General features: G+C 58.2%; 20 protein-coding genes and 1 pseudogene. 6 read left to right on the top strand and 15 right to left on the bottom strand.

Features of this window, described 5'->3' with window-relative positions; genetic code table 11:
• Window positions 1-215 precede the first annotated feature (215 nt).
• The 13 genes and pseudogenes from AC1RO5_RS08445 to AC1RO5_RS08505 all read right to left on the bottom strand — a co-directional run bounded on the left by AC1RO5_RS08445 (window position 216) and on the right by AC1RO5_RS08505 (window position 14,050).
• Window positions 216-410, bottom strand: coding sequence for a DUF7740 domain-containing protein (locus AC1RO5_RS08445; protein ID WP_493174409.1), 195 nt, complete (start codon window positions 408-410; stop codon window positions 216-218).
• Between the two features lie 167 nt (window positions 411-577).
• A pseudogene (locus AC1RO5_RS08450) lies at window positions 578-1,469 on the bottom strand (tyrosine-type recombinase/integrase); the annotation flags it as partial.
• 129 nt (window positions 1,470-1,598) lie between these two features.
• Window positions 1,599-1,901 carry a Dabb family protein gene (locus AC1RO5_RS08455; RefSeq protein WP_493174411.1) on the bottom strand — a complete coding sequence of 101 codons (303 nt, stop codon included), beginning with the start codon at window positions 1,899-1,901 and terminating at the stop codon, window positions 1,599-1,601.
• Window positions 1,902-1,937: 36 nt separating this feature from the next.
• The gene (mmsB, locus tag AC1RO5_RS08460; protein WP_493174413.1) at window positions 1,938-3,128 is read right to left on the bottom strand and encodes a multiple monosaccharide ABC transporter permease; all 1,191 of its coding nucleotides are present in this window, start codon (window positions 3,126-3,128) and stop codon (window positions 1,938-1,940) included.
• The gene (mmsA, locus tag AC1RO5_RS08465; protein WP_493174415.1) at window positions 3,125-4,660 is read right to left on the bottom strand and encodes a multiple monosaccharide ABC transporter ATP-binding protein; all 1,536 of its coding nucleotides are present in this window, start codon (window positions 4,658-4,660) and stop codon (window positions 3,125-3,127) included. Before mmsA ends, mmsB begins: the two co-directional genes overlap by 4 nt.
• Window positions 4,661-4,699: 39 nt before the next feature.
• On the bottom strand, window positions 4,700-5,770 hold the full coding sequence (gene chvE, locus AC1RO5_RS08470) for a multiple monosaccharide ABC transporter substrate-binding protein (RefSeq protein WP_493174417.1): 1,071 nt from the start codon (window positions 5,768-5,770) through the stop codon (window positions 4,700-4,702).
• 106 nt (window positions 5,771-5,876) lie between these two features.
• A complete protein-coding gene (locus AC1RO5_RS08475) occupies window positions 5,877-7,004 on the bottom strand; it encodes a Gfo/Idh/MocA family protein (protein ID WP_493174475.1) in 1,128 nt (375 codons plus the stop codon).
• A gap of 12 nt (window positions 7,005-7,016) precedes the next feature.
• Window positions 7,017-8,012: an inositol 2-dehydrogenase gene (iolG, locus tag AC1RO5_RS08480; RefSeq protein ID WP_493174419.1), complete on the bottom strand. Its 996-nt coding sequence runs from the start codon at window positions 8,010-8,012 to the stop codon at window positions 7,017-7,019.
• Between the two features lie 68 nt (window positions 8,013-8,080).
• Window positions 8,081-8,953, bottom strand: a complete 873-nt coding sequence (locus AC1RO5_RS08485) for a sugar phosphate isomerase/epimerase family protein (RefSeq protein WP_493174421.1) — start codon at window positions 8,951-8,953, stop codon at window positions 8,081-8,083.
• Between the two features lie 51 nt (window positions 8,954-9,004).
• The gene (locus AC1RO5_RS08490) at window positions 9,005-9,901 is read right to left on the bottom strand and encodes an intradiol ring-cleavage dioxygenase (protein WP_493174423.1); all 897 of its coding nucleotides are present in this window, start codon (window positions 9,899-9,901) and stop codon (window positions 9,005-9,007) included.
• Between the two features lie 77 nt (window positions 9,902-9,978).
• Window positions 9,979-11,412, bottom strand: coding sequence for a sugar porter family MFS transporter (locus AC1RO5_RS08495; protein WP_493174425.1), 1,434 nt, complete (start codon window positions 11,410-11,412; stop codon window positions 9,979-9,981).
• 166 nt (window positions 11,413-11,578) lie between these two features.
• Window positions 11,579-12,916 carry a carbohydrate porin gene (locus tag AC1RO5_RS08500; RefSeq protein ID WP_493174426.1) on the bottom strand — a complete coding sequence of 446 codons (1,338 nt, stop codon included), beginning with the start codon at window positions 12,914-12,916 and terminating at the stop codon, window positions 11,579-11,581.
• Window positions 12,917-13,135: 219 nt separating this feature from the next.
• Window positions 13,136-14,050, bottom strand: a complete 915-nt coding sequence (locus tag AC1RO5_RS08505; RefSeq protein ID WP_493174428.1) for a LysR family transcriptional regulator — start codon at window positions 14,048-14,050, stop codon at window positions 13,136-13,138.
• Window positions 14,051-14,221: 171 nt separating this feature from the next.
• Between AC1RO5_RS08505 and AC1RO5_RS08510 the strand changes: the two genes are divergently transcribed.
• From AC1RO5_RS08510 to AC1RO5_RS08520, 3 genes are read left to right on the top strand one after another with little or no spacing between them, the layout of a single operon-like run.
• Entirely contained in the window at window positions 14,222-15,067 is an 846-nt protein-coding gene (locus AC1RO5_RS08510; protein ID WP_493174430.1) for a dioxygenase, read from the top strand.
• 38 nt (window positions 15,068-15,105) lie between these two features.
• A complete protein-coding gene (locus AC1RO5_RS08515; RefSeq protein ID WP_008073780.1) occupies window positions 15,106-15,519 on the top strand; it encodes a nuclear transport factor 2 family protein in 414 nt (137 codons plus the stop codon).
• Between the two features lie 4 nt (window positions 15,520-15,523).
• Entirely contained in the window at window positions 15,524-16,591 is a 1,068-nt protein-coding gene (locus tag AC1RO5_RS08520; RefSeq protein ID WP_008073778.1) for a maleylacetate reductase, read from the top strand.
• 10 nt (window positions 16,592-16,601) lie between these two features.
• Here AC1RO5_RS08520 and AC1RO5_RS08525 read toward each other — a convergent pair whose 3' ends face one another.
• Window positions 16,602-17,627 (bottom strand): LacI family DNA-binding transcriptional regulator, encoded by a 1,026-nt coding sequence (locus AC1RO5_RS08525; protein ID WP_493174432.1) that lies wholly within the window; start codon window positions 17,625-17,627, stop codon window positions 16,602-16,604.
• Window positions 17,628-17,763: 136 nt separating this feature from the next.
• Between AC1RO5_RS08525 and AC1RO5_RS08530 the strand changes: the two genes are divergently transcribed.
• From AC1RO5_RS08530 to AC1RO5_RS08540, 3 genes are read left to right on the top strand one after another with little or no spacing between them, the layout of a single operon-like run.
• Window positions 17,764-18,612 carry an SDR family oxidoreductase gene (locus AC1RO5_RS08530; RefSeq protein ID WP_493174434.1) on the top strand — a complete coding sequence of 283 codons (849 nt, stop codon included), beginning with the start codon at window positions 17,764-17,766 and terminating at the stop codon, window positions 18,610-18,612.
• Window positions 18,609-19,763 (top strand): phytanoyl-CoA dioxygenase family protein, encoded by a 1,155-nt coding sequence (locus tag AC1RO5_RS08535; RefSeq protein WP_493174436.1) that lies wholly within the window; start codon window positions 18,609-18,611, stop codon window positions 19,761-19,763. The genes AC1RO5_RS08530 and AC1RO5_RS08535 overlap by 4 nt, the downstream gene beginning before the upstream one ends.
• A 48-nt stretch (window positions 19,764-19,811) precedes the next feature.
• Window positions 19,812-20,735, top strand: coding sequence for a sugar ABC transporter substrate-binding protein (locus tag AC1RO5_RS08540; RefSeq protein ID WP_493174438.1), 924 nt, complete (start codon window positions 19,812-19,814; stop codon window positions 20,733-20,735).
• 123 nt (window positions 20,736-20,858) lie between these two features.
• On the opposite strand, the gene AC1RO5_RS08545 is transcribed toward AC1RO5_RS08540, so the two are convergent.
• The coding region (locus AC1RO5_RS08545) for a transporter substrate-binding domain-containing protein (protein ID WP_493174440.1) at window positions 20,859-21,407 on the bottom strand (549 nt) is incomplete at its 5' end.

Below are 21,407 nucleotides of genomic sequence, written 5' to 3' on the forward strand. Positions count from 1 at the left end.
CAAATGCACAGAAGGAAAAATGTAGGAATATTCGGCAAGTAGGAGAAGATCCGGCGAAAATTTTGGGGTCGACCTACAGGCCCCGAGCGTCAACCGGCAAGCAGGAATGTCTTGGTCCGAGCAAGCCACTCCGAATCATCGCGCGAACAGAACATAGCGTCGGATGCCATCACTTGGATGGGATAAGCAGAAAACGCGCTGGCGCTGGTAAACCATCAATCATCCAGATTCTCTGCTAAAAAGCCCACGAGATGGAGAGGACTTCGCGAATCGATAACCTTGTAAATCAGATCGCGCTTGCTTCTCGGCAACTTCTTCACCACGCTCTTGGCCGAAGCTCTAACAGCTTCGTCCGTTCCATGGATTCGAGCCGCAAGCAGCAGCACCAGCGTTGCATCAGAGAGGTTCATATATCAGCCCCAGTAGCTAAGTTTCTGAGTGTACCGATTTCAATTTTGCAAATGCACGATCAACAAGCAACGCAGCACTGGTAGAAAAGCACTCCCAACACCGCGAAGCCATTTAATTAACCAATCCTCTAACCGCTGCGCCATCACCTACCGACGGCTCAAATTATTCAAAGCCCGCGTGCCAAAACCGCCCGCTCCCGCCCCAAGGCACCGCCAAGCTGAGGGCTTCCACCCGCAGAGAGGTTCTTCAGGTATTCCGCAATCATATCCAACTCTCCTGAAAGATTCGGTGCAGGCGCCGCCACAACACCCTTTTCTCCTCGCTCCCAGCGATCAAGCAGGTCAGCCCAATCCTGCATCATTCGCTGACGCTGTTCGACGTACAGTGCATGATTGTAAGTGGCTCGGACTTTGTTGGGTTCGGCATGGGACAGTTGCGCATTGATCCATTTCTCTTCATAGCCAAGCTCGTTGAGCGCGGAAGAGAGCGTTGCGCGAATACCGTGGCCGTAGGCTGGGTTTCATAGCCCATGCGCTTGAGCGCTACGTTGAAGGTGTTCTCGCTGATCCGCTTTGATAGGTCACTGCGATGGGGCAGTAAATAGCGCTGTGCTGGACGCCTGAGCTCGAGCAATTCCCGGACGATCGCGATCACCTGACGTGAAAGCGGAACCACGTAAGGTGGAATCTTGCTGCTGCCTTCCTTACGCAATCGCACCTGCAACTGCTTAACAATCACCGCCGGTATAGTCCAAATCCCCCGATCCAAGTCAAACTGATCAGGCTCAGCTAACCGCAATTCACCTGTTCGCACGCCGGTCAGGTACAGCAAGCGCAAACCCAAAACAGTCGCTTTGCCACCACCATAATGCCGTATTTTTTGCATGAAGACAGGAAGGTCTTCCATGAGCAAATAGGGATTGTTAGTCACCGGCGGCTTGAGAGTGGCGGCAATATCGAGGTCTGCTGAGGGGTTGGTCATCAATCCTTTTCAACCATGGCATAGCGAAACAATTGGTTGAACCAGGTCCGGCATTTTTCCGCTGTAGTGAATGCCTGTCCTCAGCCCCCACGCGTTCAATTTAACTAATGCTAAAGCGCGTCCGAATCGTAGGAATAGGTCAAAGGTGGAAGGTGGGGAGCAAACTTTCTGGCCCCTCCCGCACCCTCATCACTTCTTACCGTCGCCTACGAGGACAAATAGTCGACCTGATGCCGCGCGATGCGTGAATTGCCCAGCTCACCCCTCACCCGCAAATGCTCCGGGTGGGAGGCATAGGCATCCAGCGCTTCCTGCGAATCAAACTCGCTGTAGAGCACCACGTCGCAGGCATAGTCGATTCGACTCAAATCCACGCCGACCTCAATCTTCAAAAGTCCAGGTATCAGCCCGGCCAGCCCTTCAAACTGCTCCTTGAGGAACAAGCAAGCCTGCTTGTGCTGTTCAGGCGTTTCACCTTCCAGGTTCCACATCACAATGTGCTTGATCATCGCTGTCTCCCTGCGGTGCCAATCATGCCTGCCATATCAACCTTTGCTCTTCTGATATACGTCCACGAATACCGCCGCCAGCAACACAGCGCCTTTGATCATCTGCTGGTAGTCGATGCCAATTCCCATGATCGACATGCCGTTGTTCAACACCCCCATGATGAAAGCGCCAATCACCACGCCGACCACCTTGCCAACTCCGCCGGACGCCGAGGCACCACCGATGAACACCGCGGCGATAACATCCAGCTCAAACCCGGTGCCGCCCCGCGGTGTCGCGCTGTTAAGGCGAGCGACGAAAATCAGCCCGGCCACCGCCGCCAGCACGCCCATGTTGACGAAGGCGAAGAACGTCACCCGCGAAGTGTTGATCCCCGACAGCTTGGCGGCCTTGAGATTGCCACCCACCGCGTAGATCCAGCGTCCGATCACGGTGCGGTTCATGATGAAGGTGTACACGCCGATCAACACACTCATGATCACCAGCACCGTAGGGATGCCGCGGTAAGTCGAGAGCAGGTAGCAGAAGTACACGATGAGCGCCGCGATCACGCCATTCTTCAGCGCGAACAGGGTCATGGGGGCGACATTGCCGCCGCTCTTGAGGGTGCGTTTACGACTCCGATACTCGACCACCCAGAACGCTGCTGCGACGGCGATCCCCAGCAGCAACGAGGTAATGCGCAGGTTTTCGTTGGCAAAGACATCCGGGATGAAGCCCGAACTGATCGCGGAAAAGGCTGGCGGAAACGGCCCGATCGACTGTCCTTGGGAAATCGCGATGGTCGCGCCTCGAAAGATCAACATGCCGGCCAGGGTGACGATGAACGACGGCATGCCCCACACCGCCACCCAGTAACCCTGCGCCGCGCCAATCAGTGCACCCGCCGCCAGACAGATCACCGTTACAGTAAAGAAGTCCAATCGATACTGGACCATCAGCACGGCGGCCAGCGCGCCGATCACGCCGACCACCGAACCGACCGAGAGGTCGATGTGGCCGCAGACGATCACCATCAGCATGCCCAGCGCCATGACCACGATGTAGCTGTTCTGCAACAACAGGTTGGTCAGGTTGAGCGGCTGCATCAGCGCCCCACCGGTGGCCACCTGGAAGAACACCATGATGACGATCAACGATGCCAGCAGACCGTATTCGCGCGCGCCGCGCTTGAATGACGTGAGCGCCGTTGGTTTGGATGTGAGAGGTACACTGACTTCGCTCACTGGATCACCTCATTTTTCATGATTGCGTGCATGATTTTTTCCTGCGATGCCTCTGCGATCGGAAACTCGCCGACAAAGCGCCCTTCATTCATCACATAGATTCGGTCACAGGTACCCAACAGCTCAGGCATTTCCGAGGAAATCATCACCACTCCCCTGCCCTCACTGACCACCTGATTGACCACCGCGTAAATCTCGTACTTGGCCCCGACATCGATGCCGCGAGTGGGCTCGTCCAGGATCAAAACCTTGGGATCGGAAAACAGCCACTTACCCAGCACGACCTTCTGCTGGTTCCCCCCCGAGAGCTTGTCCACCGCCTGCAAAACGTCCGGGCTGCGAATGCGCAGACGCGTCTGGAAATCGACCGCCACCGCAGTCTCCGCCAGTTCGTTCATCACCCAGCGTTTGGACACGGCGGCCAGGTTGGCCATGCTGGTATTGCGCGTGATGCTTTCACCCAGTATCAGGCCAGCGCCCTTGCGGTCTTCGGTGGCGTAAGCTAACCCGTGATCGATGGCCTTGCGCACGGTGCCAAGGTCAACTTCACGCCCTTCCAGACGCGCCTTGCCGCGGATGTTCGAGCCATAGGAGCGGCCAAATACACTCATGGCGAATTCGGTACGGCCAGCGCCCATCAGCCCGGCAATGCCCACCACCTCGCCACGACGTACGTGGAAATTGACGTTGCGGATGCGATCGCGTCCGGGGTGCTCCGGGTCGCCGACCGACCAGCCTTCAACCTCGAACAGCGTTTCGCCAATGTCGGGAACGCGCGTCGGATAACGGTCCGAGAGTTCGCGGCCGACCATGGAGCGGATTACCCGGCCTTCATCGATAGGCTCGACACGGCAGTCGATAACGTCGACGGTACTGCCATCGCGAATCACCGTGATCTCGTCGGCCACCCGTCCAATCTCATTGAGCTTGTGCGAGATGATGATCGAGGTGATACCCCTTCCCTTGAGCTCCAGCATCAGCTTAAGCAAGGTGTCGCTATCTTTTTCGTTGAGGCTCGCGGTGGGCTCGTCAAGAATCAGCAAACGTACGTCCTTGGCCAGCGCCTTGGCGATTTCCACCATTTGCTGCTGGCCAATCCCGAGGTTGCCCACCAAGGTCTGCGGCCGGGCATCGAGGCCGACCCGCGCAAGTAACTCGCGGGCCCGCGGGTGCGCTTGATCCCAGTCGATCACGCCATGACGCGCGATTTCGTTACCGAGGAACAGGTTCTCGGTGATTGACAGCATGGGCACCAGGGCCAATTCCTGGTGAATGATGCAGATGCCCAGCGCCTCACTATCGCGCAACCCCTGGAAAGTTCGTGGCGCGCCATCGAAGACAATTTCGCCGGTGAAGCTGCCATGCGGATAGACGCCGCTAAGGATCTTCATCAGGGTCGATTTGCCAGCGCCATTCTCACCGCAGATCGCATGGATTTCGCCATCGCCGACCTTGAGGTTGACCCGGCTCAGCGCCTTCACCGGGCCGAAGCATTTCTGGATATCACGCATATCGAGAATTGTTTTTGTCATTTTTTCTCTCCTGCCAGCACGCACCGATCGCGGGTTGCCTCAGCGCAACTGCTCAGGCGTGTAGAACTTGGTGTCATCGACAAGGACTTTCTGCCAGTTGTTGCCATCGATCAGTTGCGGGGTCAGCAACTGGGTCGGCACGATCATGGAGCCGTTGTCGTAGGACGTGCTGTCGTTGACCACGACTGTCTTGCCCGTCAAGGTCGCGTCCATCATCTGCGCGGCGGCTTCAGCGAGGGCGCGGGTGTCCTTGAAAATGGTCGAGGTCTGGTCGCCGCGAATGATCGACTTGATGCTGGAAATCTCGGCATCCTGGCCGGTCACGATCGGCATCGCTGCCTTACCCGTTCCATAGCCCACACCGCGCAATGAAGACACCACGCCAGTGGCGATCTGATCGTTCATGGCCAGGACCGCGTCCAGGTGGGCGGTGCCGTAGAAGGCACTGAGCAGGTTATCCATACGCGCCTGGGCTTGGGCGCCGTCCCAGTTTGGAGTGGCTACTTTGTCTATGGATTGCTGGCCGCTGCGAATGACCAGCTTGCCGCTGTCTATGTAGGGTTTGAGCTGCGACATCACTCCCGCGTACACCACATGGGCGTTGTTGTCGTCCGTGGAGCCGGCGAAAATTTCCAGGTTGAACGGGCCTTTGCCCTGTTTGAGCTGCAACTTGTCGACGATGGACTGCCCCTGCAGCACCCCGGTGCGGTAGTTGTCGAAGGTGACGTAGTAGTCGAAGTCTTTGGTGTTGCGGATCAGGCGATCATAGGAAATGACCTTGATGCCTTTCTCCTTGGCCTGCTTGAGTACATCGGCCATGGTTGTGCCGTCGATCGGCGCGACAATCAGGCCCTTGATGCCCTTGACCATCATGTTTTCGATTTGCGACAGCTGGGTCGGCGCTTCGTACTGGGCATACTGCAAGTCGGTGTCGTAACCGAGTTTCTTCAACGAGTCGACGATGCTGCTACCGTCTGAAACCCAGCGTGCTTCGGTTTTCGAGGGCATGGCAATGCCAATGGTGCCCTTGGTGCTGGTTTCGTTTTTCGAGCAGGCACTGACGGCCAGGCCCAACAATACTGCAGCGGCAACCTTGATGATCTTGTGCATAGTGTCCTCTTCTTTTTGTTGTTGGCATTTCTCGGGGATGCAACTCCCCTTCCGGCTCTGTTTACAGAGCCGAACGGGGGTATTTCGCCTACGGGACTACATGTCGCTATTGAGCCAGGATGACTTCCTGGCCATTCAACTCAGCGGACTCGAACAGAGCTTCGAGTATCACGTTGATGTTATGCGCCTGGCTGGCCGGCACCGTCGAAGGGCTTCCGGTGCGCAACGACTGGACGAAGGCAGCGGCTTCACGGTCGAAATACACCGGGTTACCGATCTCGGCAATTTCCGGCGAATAGACGGTTTTACGCACCGCCCAGATCTCCGGAAAGCTGTTCTCGTTCCAGTGCGTCCAGCCTTGCTGATGGCCATTCTTGCCATCGTGGTAAAGCTTGTATGACGCCGGCATCGGCGTGGAATGCATCACCCCGTGAGTACCATAGGCGGTAATGTCCCAGCTCTCGGTCCAGGGCATCGGGTCCCAGGACATGAAGTCGATGGTGATCAACTTGTCGTCGTAATTCAGCACCGCCCCTACCGCGTCCTCGCGGGCCGAATCGCTCATCTGTCCGGCGAATTTGGTAATCCGCGCATTGACCGATTTGGGCATGCCGAAGTGCAGCAGCAAACGGTCGATGGTGTGGCAGCCGATCACATAAAAGGCACCGCCACGGTCGCCCGGTTGTTTCATGTGGTTGGTGTCGGCCTCGTCGTGGGAACAGCCAGCGTGCGCGCGAACCTGCAGCACCTTGCCGATTTCACCGCTTTGCAGAACCTGCTGCATTTTTTCCACCGACGGCGCATAGCGCCAGCAGTAGCCGACCTGGAACAACCCGCCGGTACGCTCGACCGCGTCGACGATGCGAGTGGTGTCGATGGTACCGCGGCCCGCCGGTTTCTCGCAGAGAACAGCCTTGCCGGCCTCCAGCGCTTCGATGGCCCAGTCGGCCATCAGGTAGCTTTTGGGATGCACCAGTACGACATGCACGTTCGGGTCGGCGAGGATTTCTTCCTTGCTGCGTGCCTGCAAGTCCATCGCATCGCAGAACGGCTCGAGCAAGGGACTGTCGTCGTAGGCGCCAAGGAACTGCACGCCGGGTATGCGCTTGAAGGCTTTGACGCGGCCCGACGTGTGTGGGTGGGTAATCCCCAGGCAGGCCACACCAATAGTGGCGCCACTCTCAAGCTTGTAAGACATGATGTTCTCCAGGTGTTCTTGTCCGAGATAGCCAATGACCGTTCAAGCTCAGAGTCTGACCGCGCGCCCGGTCTTGACCGATTCGACCGCGGCATCGGCCAGCTGCAAGGCCTTGAGGCCGTCCTGCACGGTAGTCGGCATCGGCGAGCCCTTCACCAACGCTTCGATATAGGCATCGAGTTCGGCTTTGTAGGCTTGCTGATAACGCTCAAGGAAGAAGTTCAGCAGCGGTTCGCGCGCATCGGTGACGTCCTGGTTCCAGCGACGGATTGTTGTCGGACGCAGGTTATCCATCTGCAGCATGCCTTTGGAGCCGAACACTTCGATGCGCTGGTCGTAGCCGTAGACCGCCTGGCGGCAGTTGTTGATATGGCACTGCTTGCCCGATGCGGTTTGCATCTGCACCATCGCGGTGTCGTAGTCGTCGTACTTTTCCATCATCTGCGGATCGATCAAACGGCTGCCGATGGCAGTCAGCTCGACGGGCTCCTCGCCCAGCAACCAGCGACCGATGTCCAGGTCGTGGATGGTCATGTCGCGGAAGATACCGCCCGAATGCTGGATGTAATCTTCAGGCGCCAGACCAGGGTCGCGACTGCTGATGATCACCTGGCGCACTTCGCCGATATCGCCGGCATCGATAGCCGCGCGCATTTCGGCGAACGTGGACTCAAAGCGGCGGTTGAACGCCAGCATGACCCGCCCATTAAGGCGCTCCACTTCCTCCACCGCGGCCAGGCTCTTGGCCATGTCCAGGTCAATCGGCTTCTCGCACAGCACCGCTTTGCCCTGGCGCACGGCACGCAGCATCAGGCTGATGTGGGTGTGGGTCGGGGTGCCGATGACGATCGCCTGGACATCGTCGCGATCGATGGCCGCTTCGCAGTCGAGCATGGCTTCGGTGTCGAAGGCATCGGCCAGGCTCTGAGCGGCATCGGCGAACGGATCCGCCACGACGACCAGCTTGGCGAACTTGCTTGCAGCCACGTTGGCTGCGTGGATCTTGCCGATACGACCGGCGCCGAGAACTGCGATACCTACCATTTTTTATCTCCTGGAAACTCTATTGTTCGTTGTTGTAGACGAGCAAAACTTCAATGGACTTCAACGCATCAATTCGGGAACTTGATCCCTTCGAATTGCGCGATGGTTGTTTCAAAGGCTTTCTTCGCCGCCACTTCCAGCGGCAGCTTGCGCAGCTCAGCGGAAATCAGTTCGACTCCCCAAGGCCCGTTGTAGCCGACATTGACCACTTGCTGAATAAAGTCCGGCACGTCGAGCTGGCCTTCGCCGCAGCATTTACGGTGGTGCGTGGAGTCGTTGAACAGCGTTTCCACGATGGCGTGGTTGGCGTCATCAAGCTCGATCGACTTGATCAGCTCCAGGGGAATCTTGGCGATTTCATCAAAACTCATGCCGCCACGCGCCACGTGCCAGGTGTCAACCAACAGGCCGCCGTTAGGGCGAACGCCCTCAGCCACGGCAATGGCACGGTCGATGGTGCACACGCTGGAAAATGGCAGGAACTCGATCACCACGTTCACGCCAAAGGGTTGAGCCCGATCGCATAACAGGGCGAAGGTTTCGCGCATGCGCGGCACATCCGGAGGCCCGTCTTCGAATAGTCCGCCGGCGACTTTGAGACTGCGCGCGCCCAGTTCGCCGGCAATTTCCAGCAGCTCGTCGCGCATTTTGTCCGACGCCGCGCGGCGCTCTCCGTCCAGGTGCCAGTCGGTCAGGAACTCGACTTCCACGTGTTTGATGCCGTTGTCCTGGAGAATGTCGCGCACCGTTGAAATGCCTAGCTTGTCGACGTTATGCAGCAGGTCGGCATGGACGAATCCCATGCCTCGCCAACCGGCTTTCGAGGCGGCTTGTGCACGATCCTGGACGGAGAACGGGCTGATTTCGCTGGGAGCACCTGGATAGGTATCGCCAGCGAGGGTCCAATAGGCAGCAAGGAGTTCGATATTTTTAGTGGGCATGACGATCACTTATGAGTGGTTTGAGAACGGTCAAAGACAGTTGTCGGTTAATCAGAGCGGGGTCAGAACAAAATCCCAGTTGACCGCCAGGAACGGCACGGGCAAGTCGTAACGTTCGGCGACCGCCGGGTCGCTTTGAGTGGTGAACTCGGCGATCAATTCTTTCTTCACGCCAAACACGGTGTCTTCGTGCAAGTACTGGCAGTCGGGCGTGAAGATGTGCGTGATGACCTGGTCGTAACCGTTGGCGGTGACGATGAAATGCAGATGCGCTGCGCGGTTCGGGTGCCGGCCCAGATCACCCAACAACTTGCCTACGGGACCGTCGGCAGGGATCGGGTAATGGCGCGGCTTGACCGTGCGGAACGCGTAATAGCCATCGGCATCGGTGGTAAACAGCCCGCGCAGGTTGTAGTCCGGTTGCACACCTTTCTGCTGCACGTCGTAGAAGCCATCGTCGTTGGTCTGCCAGATATCCAGGGTCGCGCCGGCGATCGGCCGACCAGCCGTATCCAGCACCCGTCCGCTGACCAGCGTCGGTTCACCCTTGCCGTCCAGGCAGATGTTCGCGCCGTTTTCGTAGTGCGGCGCATTGGCCACGTAGAACGGACCGAGAATGGTATTGGGCGTGGCGCCCTTGGGCCGGCGATGGTTGATCGCGTCGACCAACATGGTCACACCCACCACGTCCGACAGCAGGATGTATTCCTGGCGCCAGTCGGTGCACATCTGTCCGGTCTGAGTCAGGAATTCGATGGCCTTGAACCACTCATCGTGGGTCGGCTCGATTTCCTTGATGGCTGCATGCAAATGCCGGGTCAATACCGCCATGACTTCTGCCAGGCGCGGGTTGGCGTCGGCAGAGATTCGGGCATTGACGATTTCGGCGGAATGTTCCTCTTCGAAAAGGCCGCCAATGGCGATGTCGGTGTCCAGGTGAGCAGTCATGATTCGAGATCCTTGATCGTTATTCTTGAAGGCCGGCAGGCATTCAGGTCGGGCGCCGGTATGCGCAATGGCAGTTCTCAATACGCTTGCACTACGGGAGCACGCCATTTACGCCCGCTGAATCGTTGCTTCATCTGCTGTTCAATCTCTTCCAGGGTCAGGCCCTTGGTCTCTGGCAACCACAAGGTGCAGAAGATGATCGAGCCGATGTTCACCACGGCGAACAGGAAGAAGGTCATGCCGCCCATCGCACTCAGCAGGACCGGAAAGACGAAGGCGACGATGGCATTGAAAATCCAGAATACGCTCACTGAAATGCCATTCATCAAGCCCCGGGCGTGGGTCGGAAACAGCTCCGACATCAACAGCCAATACACCGGGCCGATGCACATCTGCATGAAGAACAGGAACACCAGCACGCCGGACAGCGCCAGGTAACTTTGCACAAGCGAATGCGGCATGAAGTTGAGCACGACACCGAGGAAGATTTGCGCCAGCACCACGACGGTCAGCCCCAGCAGCAGCATCGAGCGCCGCCCCATGCGGTTGATCACCCACATGCCAATCAAGGTGGCAATCACCGAAACCACGCCATTGCCGATGGTTGCGATCAGTGCGGCATTAGTACCCATGCCAGTCTCTTTGAGAATCATCGGCGTGTAGTACATGAACGCATTGACGCCGGTGAACTGGATAACGAAACCCAGGCCGATACCAATGGCAAGCAGCTTGAGCAACCAGGGTTCGTTGAGCTTGCCGAGCACGCCGCTGTGGTGCCGTTCGACGTTGCACTGAGCAATGATTTCCTTCAGCTCACGGTCCGCCTCGCGCTGGGTATCACGGATGCCGGCCAAAGTCGTTTTGGCTTCTGCGATACGACCTTTACTTACCAGCCAACGGGGTGAGGTCGGCACAAAATGCATTCCAACGTACAGCAGCACCGCCGGGATCAGCGCAATGGCGAGCATGTAGCGCCAGATGAACGGACTGTCGAACAAGTGCGCCAGGCCGGCGCTGGTGATGTAGGCCAGGCACTGTCCAGCGACAATCATCAACTCGCTCTGACACACCAGCCGACCGCGGTGTTTGGGGGCCGCCAACTCGGCGATCAATACCGGAACGGTCGATGACGCACCACCGACGGCAATGCCCAGAATGAAACGGGTGATGACCATGGTCCAGATATCCGGCGCTATAGCCGTACCCAGCGCACCCAGTGCAAACAAAATGGCCAGGGCCTTGAGCACACCGAGGCGGCCATAGCGATCAGATAATTGACCCGCGAACAGTGCGCCAAAAGCGCCACCGAATATCAGTGAGGAAGCCACCAGCCCTTCCGTCATGGGCGTCAGGCCCAAGCCACCTTGACTGACATCAAGCGTCATGAACGGCAGCGCCCCGGAGATCACTCCAGTGTCGTAACCAAATCCCAGCGACCCCATGGTGGTGATGGCTGCGATACGCCAAAGAATCTTTGACGAAGCACGGGAGGCATTTTGATTGTTGGACATGAGGTCAACCTTATTGAAATTATTTGTACGCTCAGTGGAATTGAGACTACTGCCATTGAAACGGAAAAAAAATGTCTCTACGGCAAATGTGTTTTCCGCTGAGTGGAAAACTGTAGTCAACCCCGCCACGGTTCGAATCCATTGATCGTGGCAGGGCAGTACCGGGCTAGAACTTCGCCTGGATCTTGAGACCGGCGATCACTGCTGCATCGATTTCACGCACACCACCGGGATACTTCACGTACTGCAGATTGGGCCGTACGGTGAGCCAGTTGGTGACGTGGAACCCGTAATAGATCTCGCTGCTCACTTCGTTGTACTGCAGGGGCAGATAGGCGGGATCTTCGTAATCGGCAATGCCGTTCTGTTCATTCTGCAAGCGGGCACGCCGGCGGTAGTCCGAGTTGGTGTGGACCTGCGCGATGCCCACGCCCAGATCATCTTTTGGCCGGCCATCGAACGGCCCCTTGTAGACGATGCCCGCCTGAATGAAATGATCGACCCGGCTGGTGGCCTTGTCGTGTGCAGTGAAGTTGGCGAACACCGAAAGTCCGCGCTGGCTGTCGCCGTCGCGAGCGGTCAATTGCTGCTGGGCAACAAACCAGTAACCGTGACGGCTGGAGTGCTGTTTGAACTGATCGCCGGTGGCGGGCTGGGGGTTGCCATTGCGATCTTCCAGTACGTCATCGGCGTCGGCCGTACTCTTGTAATAGCCCAGCCGATATTCTCCGGGCAGCGAGTTGACCGTGGGGCTCCAGACCAACTCAACCGGGATCAGCGCGCCTTTGGCTCCACTGCCGCTGAGCTTGAAGCCGTTACCGGTTTCCAGATACGAGGGGTTCTGCTCGAAGACCCCGATCTGCGCATACCACTCGGGAGCGAACTGGTAGCGTGCGCGCAGGGCCCATTGGCTGACCGGCCAGTTGTACCAAATGTCGCCAATCCAGTTCGCTGCCTGGGCGCCACAGAACGGCGTACTCTGGAAGTCGCACGGGAAACTGTTGAAGTCCGAGCCTTCGTCGAATCGGCCAAACTTCAAGTCCAGCGCCCCGTCCAGCCAGCCTTTACTGAGCCACATTTGCGTCAGGCGCCAGGTTTGCCCACGACCATAAACTTCCTGGCTCGAGGAGTAACCTCCCACTCGCGGATCAGCGATGCGATCGTTGGTCAGGTTGCGCCCGTCACGCTCGGTGACGGTGAACTGGAACTGCGAATTTTCCCAACCGAGGATTTTTTGCAGGTCGGCCTTGAAGCCCAATGCATATTGCTCGGTCCAGCGCGCCGTATGATCTTTGTCATAACCGCCGCGCAGATTGGCGGCCATTTCCCCGGTGTAACCCAACTCGATATCAAATCCCTTGTCCAGCCAGTCACTGCGCACGCCAGCCCAATCACCGGTCATCCAGCGTGAATCCTTGGCAAAGGGTTCATTGGCGGCATTTGAGAGATTGGGAACCAGCAGGCAAAAGCTGACCGCAACCGTGCACTTGGCAAAGTTTTTCATGGGTTTAACGCTTCCTTATTATTAGATTTATATTTAAACGCGCAGGCGAACGCAGACGCCTTTATTGTCGTGTTGTCGAGCACTATTAAAACGGAAGGAACAACTTCTCTTTGAACAAGAGAAGCTCAACTGTTCAAGCGGAACGGAGCATAGTTTGCACTCGCCACATTGAATACCATCAAAAAAATAAATGTGTATTCCGTCCAGCGAGAAACTGCGTTAGCGCGTCCAGTAGCGTTCGTACTCGTGCTCGGCAAAGTCCGCGAGCAGAAAATCGATGAATACGCGCAGCTTGGTTGGCATGTAACGACGGCTTTGAAAAGCCATGTTGATGATCAGGCGCGGCAAGTCCCAATCATCCAGCACCGGGATCAGGCGCCCCGCCACCAGGTCGGCATTGATGATGTACTTCGGTTGCACCAGGATGCCGCCATGGGCCAAGGCCGCCGCGCGGACAATCTGGCCGTCGTTGGTTTCCAGAATAGGGTCGACCTTGACCACCCGTTCTTCATCTCCTTTGGTAAAGCGCATGACCCGGGGCTGGTTGGCGTGGCTGTAAATCAACAGATCGTGATTGGCCAGATCGTCGATAGTCTTCGGCGTGCCCTTTCGCTGCAGATATCCCGGTGAAGCGGCGAGCACCCGACGCGTTTCGGCGAGGCGGCGAATGGTGATATTGGAATCCGGCTCGTATTCCTTGGTCCGGATCGCCAGATCGATTTCGCTGTCGATAATGTCGTAATAGCGGTTTTCACCCAGCACTTTGACGGTGATATGCGGGTACTTCTTGCGAAACGCCGGGATCAGCGGCGCGATATGCAGCATGCAGAACGAGATTGAAGAGGTAATCGTCAGGGTGCCGACCGGCTGCACCAGCGATTCGCTGAGCGAAGCCTCGGCTTCCTTCAACTCACCGAGCAGGCTCTTGCAGCTCGCATAAAATTGATGACCGGAGTTGGTCAGAGCCAGGCGTCGCGTGTTGCGGTCGATCAACCTGACGTTGAGCCGTTGCTCCAATGCCACCAGGTGCCTGCTTGCAGCGGCATTGGATAATCCAAGTATTTCTGCCGCCTTGGTCAAAGTCCCGACCTCTGCCGTGGTGACAAACAGTTCCAGCTCGGTCAGCCGATCCATTCAGTGCTCCGTTTTTATTTTTTCATATATGAAATAAAGAATTTCGTAGACGGCCTTTTTCAACGCTGTGCGGAACTATAACGTGCAGCGCTATGACCTGAAAAGAGCGGCCCAAGACGTTTCTCGCCAATCGCCAAGCGTGCTTGGGCTTAAGAAAATCAAGGAGTCAAGATGCGAAATCTGGACGAAGCGACCATTACACAAGCCGTATTGGCGCGTAATAGCAGCACCGCTGATGCGCGCTTGTGCGAGGTAATGACCAGCCTCGTACAACATCTTCATGCCTTCGCTCGCGATATCAAACTCACGGAAGAAGAATGGCGAAGCGGCATCGATTTTCTCGAACAAGTGGGCAAAGCCTGCTCGTCCGACCGCAAGGAGTTTGTGCTGCTGTCACACACGTTGGGTCTGTCGACCCTGGTGCTGGCTCAGAATGACAGGAAGCCGTCGGGTTGCACTGAGGCGACAGCCTTCGACGTGCAACAGATTCACAACTCCACGGTGTATGACCTGGGCGCCGACATCAGTGCCGGGCTCCACGGCGCCAAAGGGTACATGCGTGGCACCATTCGTGACGCCAAAGGCAATCCGGTGCCGTCCGCTACCCTTCAGGTCAGCCAGGCAGGTGGCGACTTGAATAATCCTGTGACGAGCGATACCGAGCGCGCCTTGCTACAAGCCGACCCGCTCGGCCGATACTTTTTTTCCACCGTTGTGCCGCAAAGTCACTGCGTACTCCATGACGGCCCTGTCGGCACGATGCTCACCGCACTCAATCGCCACGCCTGGCGCCCGGCACACCTGGAGTTCGTGATCAGTGCCCCCGGTTACAAACGGTTGGTCACCCACGTTTTCCGCGAAGGTGATCCCTACCTTGATTCCGATGCTGTGTTCGGCGTGCGCTCGTCACTGATCACCCACTGGGCTCAACAACCTCCCGGCGAAACTCCCGACGGGACTGTCAGCAGCGATCCGTTTTATACCCTGGAATTCGATTTCTTCCTGGCGAAGGCGTAGTCGTCAATTCCATTGTCAATGCCAATCCCGAGAGTCCCATGAGCACCGAGCCGTCCATTACTGAATTAATTTCATCGTTGGAAGAACTGCGTTATCAAGCGATGCAAAGTAATGATCTGGAGAACATTCAGCGTTTACTTCATCCCGAACTCAGTTATGTCCACTCCAGTGGCAAAGTGGATAACTGCGACAGTTTTTTGAAGAACTTGCGTGATGGACTTTCTGTCTATCACCGAATTCAACACGTTGTTCATAAGGTTTATCAATCAGGAGACACCGCCATCGTCTTTGGCGAAATGGTTGCCGATATCACTTCCCATGGCGTGGCTAAAACGATCCAAAACCGAACGTTAAATGTCTGGCTGAGGACAGGAATGAATTGGCAATTGTTTGCCTATCAACCGACCCCTATCGCCACCCGTTCATCATCCCTACCTGTTTGCGGAGAATAGACATATGCCCACGTCCCCTTTTATTTATAACGGCCAACCATCGCGCGTCATCTTCGGCCAAGGTTCGCTGCAACAGTTGGAAGCGGAAATCGATCGACTGGGCGCCAAGCGTGCGCTAGTCCTCTGCACGCCAGAACAACGCCCCCAAGCCGAAAATATTGCCCAATTACTCGGCAGCCGTGCAGCGGAGATTTTCGACAAAGCCGTCATGCACGTGCCCATCGAAACGGCTCGTGAAGCCCGCGAACTGGCACGCAAGCTGGGCGCCGATTGCGCGGTGGCCATTGGCGGCGGCTCAACCACTGGTCTCGGCAAGGCCATCGCGATGGACTCCGGGTTGCCTATCCTGGCGATTCCTACCACTTATGCCGGATCTGAGATGACGCCGGTCTTCGGCCTGACCGAAAACGGCCTCAAGCGCACCGGCAAAGATCCGCGCGTACTGCCCAAAACCGTGATCTACGACTCGGAACTGACCGTCAGCCTGCCCGTCGACATGTCCATCACCAGCGGCATGAACGCCATTGCCCACGCCGCCGAAGGCTTGTATGCCCAGGACGGAAACCCGGTGATGTCGCTGATGGCCGAGGAAGGCATTCGGGCGCTCGCCGCCGGCATGAAAACCATCCGTCAAAACCCGGGCGATCTCGACGCCCGCGATGACTGCCTGTATGGCGCCTGGCTCTGCGGTACCGTGCTCGGCAACGTCGGCATGGCGTTGCATCACAAGCTTTGCCACACCCTGGGCGGCAGTTTCAACTTGCCCCATGCTCAGACCCATACCATCGTGTTGCCGCATGCTATTGCCTACAACCAGTCTGCCGCTCCGGCCTTGTCGCGCATTTGCCGAGCGTTGAACGTTGAGGATTGCAGCCCGGCGGCGGCACTGTTCGACCTGTCCAGCTCACTGGGCGCACCGACCCGGCTGAAGGACCTGGGCTTGACCGAGGCCGACCTCGATCGAGCGACGGACATTGCCTTGTCCAACCCCTACTGGAACCCTCGACCGATTGAAGCAAAGGCCATCCGGCAGCTGCTGCAAGATGCGTACGAGGGCGTTCGCCCGGCATAAACAGGATGAGTCAGTAAGGCAGATTGAACGGCGTGACGATCTGCACTTGTGAAGATGCAATCGGCCCGGCCTTCCACAGGCGATGAAATTGCAGGATATGCAGGAACACGTGGCGAGCATCAATCTGCAGATTGTGATCGATGATCGCGGCGATTTTTTCCTCGGCCAGTAGCTGCCGGTTTTCCTCGTCGAGGTCGTGGCCGATAAACACCTCAAGCGGCCGATTCAGTGCGGCGAACGCGTCGACAATCGCCCGGTTGCCCCCGCCCACGCTGTAGACCGCCTTGAGATCGGGGTGCTGTTTCAGCGCCTCGATCACGCGCTCGAAGGTGCGATCGTAAACCCCGTAGCCACCGCTGATATCCATTACTCGCAAATGGGCGGCACGGCTGCGCAGCCACATGCGAAAACCCATCTCCCGCTCTTCTTCACCGCGAAACAGCTCACTGCCGATCACCACGGCGACGTCCTGCGGCTGTGGCGCCAGCCACCGCGACAGCAGGTACGCGGCGGTCTGCCCGGCTGTGCGGTTGTCCATGCCGACATAGCCGATGCGCTCGCTGTGCGGCAGGTCCGTGACCAGCGTGACTACCGGAATACCAGCCGCGGCCAATTGCTTGATCGCCAGGTTTACCGCCGGCTCGTCGGCGGCCTTGAGCACCACGCCCTGGCTGCCGGTACTTGCGCAGCGCAGTAACTGGTCATGCATCGCCTGTGGCTCGATTTCTTCAAACAGGTGAAACCGCGGCGCGATGCGAAACGGCGCCAGGCTGCTCAATTGCGCGGTCATCGCCGCCTGCACCGCCGCACTGAAGCGTTGCGGCGTGTGCATGATCACGTCGACATGGAACGTACGCCCTGCCGCCAGCCCATTCTTTTCCTGAGCCTCCAATTCGTTCAGGGCCTGCTCGATGCGGCGGTGGGTCTGGTAATGCACGCTGCCGCGCTGGTGCAGCACGCGATCGACCGTCGCCTTGCTGACGCCCGCCTGGGTGGCGATCTGCTTGATGGAAAAGTGTTTGGCACGTTCGAGCATCGTTTTAAGCCTGAGGTTTTCTTGAGGTTTTTTTGGGCATTACTGAGGTTTTGCCAATGCTAGTCTCAGTTTCGCCAGGCGTCGAGCCGGCGCAAGGACAACAACGCTCATAACAACAAGAAGCCAGGAGAACCACATGCCTCAAACCGACCTCACTACCTCGTTCCGTGGCCAGTACTTTGTCGTCACCGGTAGCACCCAAGGCCTCGGTGCAGCGGTCGCCCACACTCTGGCGCGCCGGGGCGCCGCCGGCCTAATCATTTGCGGGCGCCGCGCAGACCAGGGCCAGGTCCAGGTGCGCCAGTTGGCGGAACTCGATTGCCAGGCATTTTTCGTCGAGGCCGACCTGGAGCGAGTCGAGGATTGCCGTGCAGTGATCGACGCCGCCCGCACCCGCTTCGGCACCCTCCATGGGCTAGTCAACTGCGCCGGCATGTCGGACCGCGGCACCATCCTCGACACCTCCCCTGAACTGTTCGATCGCCTGTTCGCGGTCAACGTGCGAGCACCGTTCTTCCTCATGCAGGAAGCGCTGAAACTGATGATCAGCCAAGGCGTGGAGGGCGCCATCGTCAACATCCAAAGCATCGTCAGCCACGGTGGGCCGGCGTATCTGACCGCTTACTCGGCGTCCAAGGGTGCCCTGGCGATCCTGACCAAAAACGTGGCCTTCAGCGCCCTGCACAACCGCATCCGGGTCAACGGCCTGAACATCGGCTGGATGGACACGCCCCATGAAGACGAGATCCAGCGCCGCTACCATGGTGCCGAGGATGGCTGGCTGGCGACTGTCGAGCGCGCGCAACCTTTTGGTCGCCTGCTCAAACCCGAGGAAGTGGCGCAGAGCGTTGCGTTCCTGCTGTCGCGCGAATCGGGAATGATGACCGGCACCGTCATCGACCTGGAACAAGGCGTGATCGGCTGCGGCGACGACACCGCCCCACGGCCCGCCAACCCGCTGAGCCTGACGGGAGACGCGCTATGAATCAGCCGCTATCAGCGTTTGTGGGTGCCGATTCAGTGCAGTTGCAGGACTTCGCCAGACTCTGCGAACAACAGGTCAAAGCCGAGGACTATGCCCACTGCAGCGACGTACAAAACAATGTGCCGATCTATCACGCGCAGACCTTGCGCGATGGCCATCGCGCAGAGGTGCAGAGCGAGTTGCACCGACTGTTTCGCGACGGCCCCGGGGTCATGGTTGTACGCCAGGGCTATGCAGACCTGGGCGTGGTCGATCGCCACAGTCAGGTGTTCGAAGCGATCTTCGCCAAGGAAGCCGCCCAGGGCCTCACCGCCGATCACTTCGCCAAGGCCGGCAGCAACGGGCGCATCTGGAATTCGTTGCAAAAGGCAGCGCTGCAATCGCCGTCGTCTTTTGTCGAGTACTACGCCAACCCGCTGTTGGGGCTGATTGCCGAGGCCTGGTTGGGCCCCGGCTTTCAAGTCACGGCACAGGTCAACGTGGTGCACCCGGGCGGCCAGGCGCAACAGCCCCATCGTGACTATCACTTGGGTTTCCAGACAGAGGACGTGGTCGAGCGCTTCCCGTTGCCCCTGCATACGCTGTCGCAGTACTTGACGTTGCAAGGGGCCGTGGCCCACTCCGATATGCCGCTGGAAACCGGACCCACCCTGCTGTTGCCGTTTTCCCAGCAATACGCGCTGGGTTACCTGGCCTGGCGCCGCGCCGAATTCATCGACTACTTCCAGCATCACGCCGTACAGCTGCCGTTGAACAAGGGCGACCTGCTGTTCTTCAACCCGGCGCTGTTTCACGCTGCCGGCACCAATCACACGCCGGATCGCCAGCGCATGGCCAACCTGTTGCAAATCTCCTCGGCATTCGGCAAGCCCATGGAAACCGTGGACCGCGAACGCATGATGTTGGCGCTCTACCCCTGCCTGCTGCAGCGACTGGCGGATCAGGTACTGGACGCGCAAGAGCTGGACGCTGTGATTGCCTGCACCGCCGACGGCTACGCCTTTCCCACCAACCTGGACACCGATCCGCCCCTGCATGGCCTGGCCCCGCAGACCGGGCAACAACTCATGCTGCAAGCGCTGACGGAACGCTGGACCTACGTGACCTTTGCCGAACGCGTAACGCAGATGAGCGCCAAGCGCCAGGCATGAGCCAATTTCAAACGTGTTCAAAAACAACAACAAAACCGGACTGAAACCATGAAAAAACGACTCCTGACCTACCTCTTCGCCGCCCTCTTCACCCCCTTGGCACTCGCCGATATCCGCATCGGCGTCAGCATCGCCCAGGTAGACGATGTGTTCCTGGCGCAGATGCGCGACTACATGGCCGCCCACGCCAAGGATCTGCCGGGGGTGACTCTGCAATTCGAAGACGCCCAAGGCGATGTGGTGCGCCAGCTCAACCAAGTGCAGAACTTCACTGCCCAGGGCATGGACGCGATCATCGTCAACCCGGTGGACACCGCCGCCACGCAAAAGATGACGGCCGACGCGCAAGGTGCCCACGTGCCGCTGGTCTACGTCAACCGCCGCCCCGATCAGGCCGAACTGCCGCCGGGCGTCGGCTACGTGGGCTCGGACGAGATCAAGGCCGGCGAAATGCAAATGCGCTACCTGGCGGAAAAAATGGGTGGCAAAGGCAATCTGGCGATCATGCTCGGTCTGCTCTCCAACAACGCCACCCACAACCGCACTCAAGGGGTGAAGGAAGTGCTCAAAAGCTATCCGGACATCCACGTGGTCGAAGAACAGAGCGCCGAATGGCAGCGCAGCAAGGCCATGGACCTGATGAACAACTGGATTTTGTCGGGCAAAAAAATCGATGCCGTAGCCGCCAACGCTGATGAAATGGCCATTGGCGCGGCCATGGCTATCAGCCAGGCCGGCATGCGCCCGGGCCAGGACATCCTGGTCGGTGGCAGCGACGGCGGGCCCGCTGGCCTGGACGCGATCAAGAAGGATCAACTGCTGGTGACCGTTTACCAGGACAACAAAGGCCAGGCCATCGGGTCGATCGACCTTGCACTGAAGATGATCAGGAAAGAACCCTATACGGCACAGTTGACCATTCCCTATCAGCTGATTACCAAGGCCAACTATCAGGACTTCCTTAACCCTTGAATGGGACGAGGCTGCACCGCCTCCCTTTTGCAGCGGGTCAACTGACGCCGTGCGGGAAAGAGCCCGCTGCCGAGAGAGCGCAAAACGGGTCTCGAAAAACCCGTCCACCGCGGTGTATGAGATCTAAGGCAGGGGATCGAACTTCAAGTCATTGAGGCTCTGTACTTTGTCCTCACGTACCATTTTGTACTCGGTATTTGGGCCGATCCAGCGATCCCAGATCCCGTCGATCTCCCCGGCTTTTTCCATCGTCGCCAACGATTCGTTGACCTTGGCGAGGAACGCCGGCTCATCCCTGCGCATGCCCGCGCCAATCGGTTCGAGCGCCATCGGTTCCTTGGCGAGTGCCAATTCGACACCACTAGCCTTGGCTTGATTGACCAACTTCAAGGCCGTCATGGTGTTGGTTACCAGACCCACGACCTTGTTCTGTTGCAAGGCCATGTAGGCCGAGCCGGTGTCCTGGAATGTCACCGGCGTGGCCCCGGCCATTCTGATCGACTGCTCGGACGTGGAGCCTTTGGTGGAACTGATGCGCTTGTCCTTGAAGAAGCTTTTCGGCTGCTCAGCGTTGGCGGCACGCACCACCAGGGTTTCCTTGGCGATGTAGTACGGATCACTGAACTGGATCTGGTCCGCCCGGGTCTTGGTGTAGGCCAGGTTGGCGAAAAT

It is taken from the genome of Pseudomonas sp. GW822-FHT02G04, assembly GCF_058802085.1.

Bases quoted from the DNA above. Each gene is read 5' to 3' on its own strand.
- AC1RO5_RS08485 (WP_493174421.1), bottom strand. From the start codon at position 8,953: ATGCCCACTAAAAATATCGAACTCCTTGCTGCCTATTGGACCCTCGCT.
- AC1RO5_RS08515 (WP_008073780.1), top strand. From the start codon at position 15,106: ATGAGCACCGAGCCGTCCATTACTGAATTAATTTCATCGTTGGAAGAA.
- AC1RO5_RS08540 (WP_493174438.1), top strand. From the start codon at position 19,812: ATGAAAAAACGACTCCTGACCTACCTCTTCGCCGCCCTCTTCACCCCC.
- AC1RO5_RS08520 (WP_008073778.1), top strand. From the start codon at position 15,524: ATGCCCACGTCCCCTTTTATTTATAACGGCCAACCATCGCGCGTCATC.
- AC1RO5_RS08525 (WP_493174432.1), bottom strand. From the start codon at position 17,627: ATGCTCGAACGTGCCAAACACTTTTCCATCAAGCAGATCGCCACCCAG.
- AC1RO5_RS08445 (WP_493174409.1), bottom strand. From the start codon at position 410: ATGAACCTCTCTGATGCAACGCTGGTGCTGCTGCTTGCGGCTCGAATC.
- AC1RO5_RS08535 (WP_493174436.1), top strand. From the start codon at position 18,609: ATGAATCAGCCGCTATCAGCGTTTGTGGGTGCCGATTCAGTGCAGTTG.
- chvE (WP_493174417.1), bottom strand. From the start codon at position 5,770: ATGCACAAGATCATCAAGGTTGCCGCTGCAGTATTGTTGGGCCTGGCC.
- AC1RO5_RS08530 (WP_493174434.1), top strand. From the start codon at position 17,764: ATGCCTCAAACCGACCTCACTACCTCGTTCCGTGGCCAGTACTTTGTC.
- iolG (WP_493174419.1), bottom strand. From the start codon at position 8,012: ATGGTAGGTATCGCAGTTCTCGGCGCCGGTCGTATCGGCAAGATCCAC.
- mmsA (WP_493174415.1), bottom strand. From the start codon at position 4,660: ATGACAAAAACAATTCTCGATATGCGTGATATCCAGAAATGCTTCGGC.
- AC1RO5_RS08455 (WP_493174411.1), bottom strand. From the start codon at position 1,901: ATGATCAAGCACATTGTGATGTGGAACCTGGAAGGTGAAACGCCTGAA.
- AC1RO5_RS08500 (WP_493174426.1), bottom strand. From the start codon at position 12,916: ATGAAAAACTTTGCCAAGTGCACGGTTGCGGTCAGCTTTTGCCTGCTG.
- AC1RO5_RS08490 (WP_493174423.1), bottom strand. From the start codon at position 9,901: ATGACTGCTCACCTGGACACCGACATCGCCATTGGCGGCCTTTTCGAA.
- AC1RO5_RS08505 (WP_493174428.1), bottom strand. From the start codon at position 14,050: ATGGATCGGCTGACCGAGCTGGAACTGTTTGTCACCACGGCAGAGGTC.
- AC1RO5_RS08510 (WP_493174430.1), top strand. From the start codon at position 14,222: ATGCGAAATCTGGACGAAGCGACCATTACACAAGCCGTATTGGCGCGT.
- AC1RO5_RS08495 (WP_493174425.1), bottom strand. From the start codon at position 11,412: ATGTCCAACAATCAAAATGCCTCCCGTGCTTCGTCAAAGATTCTTTGG.